Genomic DNA, 2,857 nt, shown 5'->3' with positions numbered 1-2,857 from the left:
CGCTCCTCGCCGGCGCCGGCCTGCCGCAGCGCCGGCCCAAGGGCGCCGTCGAGCCGGCCCTGGTCACCGCCGGTGGGGACCTCGCCCCGGTCGTGACCATGCTCAGTCGGCGACGCGCCGGCGCCACCGGGTACACCGCGGCCGAGGTCATCGCCCACTTACTCACCGGCGCGAAGCCCGAGACGTCCACCGGGTGACCGACCGAACCCCCTAACCCCGCCCACCACCCACGGAGCGCGACCTGCACCCGCCGAGGGTGGCTCACGACGACATACCGAGCAGGGCGCTCCCCCGCGCACACGTCGAGGACCGGCCCGTCCAGCAGGACGTCGGCGGGCGGTCGCCCGGCCAGCCCCGGCCGGCCGCATCGCCGAAACGCGGCGCTGAGACGCACCGTGACGCGGGGCGGATGGTGTTTTCGGTCGTGCACATCGATCAACAGCCGCCGACGGAAACGGGAGGCGTCTGGATTGGCGCAACCCGCGATGTGGCGCGGAATTGCTGCCTCGCGCATGGTGAACCGAAGCCATTTCGTGGCTCGAAGGAGGCGAACGCCTCCTTGGTGGTGGCACGCGCGTCAGGGCTGTCGATCTCGTGTACTGCGATGCCGCCGACGCGGTGGAAACCATCGAATTTGGTTGGCCCGGGCAGCGACCTCAGGTCTCTCCGCCGACGTCGAACTCGTAGGCCTCATAGAGCAGGTCAGAGCCGCGTTGCCTGTGGCTGACCAGCAAACCCAGAAGCGTCGTGCCAAGACGTCGGATCTGATCCACGCTCGGCTCCGGCCCGGACGTTCGGGCAAGCAGGTCATCGACGAGGTGGCTGATCTGCACGTGTTCCCGGGCGAGGCGGGCGACCGCACCGGAGAGACGTGGCGCTGCCGCGAGCACGTCGGAGTGCAACCCCGCCTGCCCTTGTGTGACCTCGACATGCTCGCGAAAGTCAGCCGACAACTCAACCATCGCCACCTGGACGCGCCCGGCCCAGCGCGCACGACCAATCGGTGCTGGCTCGGCCATCGCGAGCTCCAGCGCGCTCATCGATTGGCGCAGCTCAGCACGTCGCAGCCGCAGGGCCTCCAAGGAAGCCTGGTCCGGCGTCGAGGGGCTGGTTGCCATCGACGCCTCCATGGGTTGATGTCCTGACGTCCGGGCATTGGGCGTCCGGTGAGCCTGTGCAGCTCGCCCGGGGACCCATCCTCGTTGCCTTGGCGGAGGCTGACAAGAGGTCGGTTCAGGCCGGCAGGAGAGAGTCGCCCGGTGCGTCAACGCAGGCGCTCCGCGTAGATCTTCGCGCGCGTCCCAGGGGCAGGTTGGCGGTGTGACGTTGGGGCCCTGACCCTGGTTCTTGGACACGCTGAATCCCGCATCTGTGTGGGTGAGAGCGAGATGATCCACAACCATGGCCAGGAAGAACTACTCCGAGGAGTTCCGTCGTCAGGCCGTCGACTTGTACGAGTCCACGCCGGGGGCCACGGTCCGCGGTATCGCTGAGGACTTGGGCATCGTGCGGGGCACGCTGCGCCACTGGCTGCAGGCGTATGGCACCGGCAAGAAGACCGCTGCGGACGGGACGTTGACCACCAGCACCCTGCGGTCCAAGGCGCCGCCAGCGAGCCCTTCAGGGGCAGGTGATGAGACACCGCAGCAGAGGATTGCTCGCCTTGAGGCCCGCGTCGCCGAGCTCGAGGTCAACGAGAAGAAGCTGTCCACGGAGCGGGAGATCCTCCAGCGGGCGGCCAAGTATTTCGCCGGGGAGACGCGCTGGTGAGTCGCTTCCAGTTCGTCGCCGATAACTCCGCCACCTTCGAGGTGAAGCGACTGTGCGAGGCCGTCGAGGTCGAGCGATCCTCCTACTACGCGTGGAAGGCAGGTGCACCGGCCCGGGCCGCCCGTACTGCGGCCGACACGGCTCTGGCCCAGCGGATCCGGGCCATCCACGACGCGGACAACACCCTTGGTGCGCCACGGGTGACCGCGGAGCTCAACGACGGCGTCCCGCCGGCCGAGCGGGTCAACCACAAACGCGTCGCGCGGGTCATGCGCGCCGTCGGGATCGCCGGCTACGTCAAGAAGCGCCGGGTGCGCACCACGATCCCCGAGCAGGCCGACCACAAAGTCCCCGACCTGCTCAACCGCGACTTCACCGCTGACGCACCGAACCGACGCTACGTCGGCGACATCACCTACCTGCCGCTGGCCGACGGCAGCAACCTGTACCTGGCCACCGTCATCGACTGCTACTCCCGCCGCCTGGTCGGCTGGGCGGTCGCCGACCACATGCGCACCGAGCTCGTCGCCGACGCGCTCAAGGCTGCCGCCGCGACCCGCGGCAGCTTGGCCGGGGCGATCTTCCACAGCGACCACGGGTCGGTCTACACCTCGAAGGACTACGCACGGCTGTGCGCCGACCTCGGTGTCACCCAGTCCATGGGCGCCGTCGGCTCCTCGGCCGACAACGCCCTCGCAGAGTCGTTCAACGCCGCCCTCAAACGCGAGGTCCTCCAAGACTCCGCGTGCTGGGCCGACGAGCTCACCTGCCACCGCCAACTCTTCAAGTGGCTCACCCGCTACAACACCAAGCGACGCCACACCTGGTGCCGCTACCAATCCCCAATCGCCTACGAGACCAGCTACACCGCTACGCTGCCAACCGCCGCGTAATCACACCCCGTGTCCACGAACCGGGGGTAGGGCCCTTGGGTGCGCAGGACAGTTTCGACGCGAGTACCAATCAGCTCGAAACTGCCGCGTCCGGCGGTCGACCGGCGGGTCCAGTAGCCGCGTGTGCACGCGGCCCTCGCGGTCGCAGGTGAGGCCGACCATCACGGTCAGCTCCTTCGGACCCCGAACGCGTA

At 68.7% G+C, this 2,857-nt stretch carries 3 protein-coding genes; 2 read left to right on the top strand and 1 reads right to left on the bottom strand.

The annotated features are described in order from the left end of the window. Window positions 1-197 (top strand): nitronate monooxygenase (locus VIM19_06895; GenBank protein HEY5184623.1); only part of this gene is annotated, 197 nt, incomplete at its 5' end. 459 nt (window positions 198-656) lie between these two features. Here the strand turns inward: VIM19_06895 and VIM19_06890 are convergent. Further along, complete coding sequence (locus tag VIM19_06890; GenBank protein HEY5184622.1) at window positions 657-1,130, bottom strand: hypothetical protein; 474 nt, start codon at window positions 1,128-1,130, stop codon at window positions 657-659. A 271-nt stretch (window positions 1,131-1,401) separates the two neighbouring features. Between VIM19_06890 and VIM19_06885 the strand changes: the two genes are divergently transcribed. Continuing rightward, window positions 1,402-2,663 (top strand): IS3 family transposase gene (locus VIM19_06885; GenBank protein HEY5184621.1). Its coding sequence is split into 2 segments (ribosomal slippage): window positions 1,402-1,750 and window positions 1,750-2,663, totalling 1,263 coding nucleotides; the frame shifts between segments, so codons are not numbered across the junction. Window positions 2,664-2,857: the final 194 nt, after the last annotated feature.

Source organism: Actinomycetes bacterium (assembly GCA_036510875.1).
Taxonomy (GTDB): Bacteria; Actinomycetota; Actinomycetes; order Prado026; family Prado026; genus DATCDE01.
This window is presented reverse-complemented; position numbering and strand designations above follow the sequence as displayed.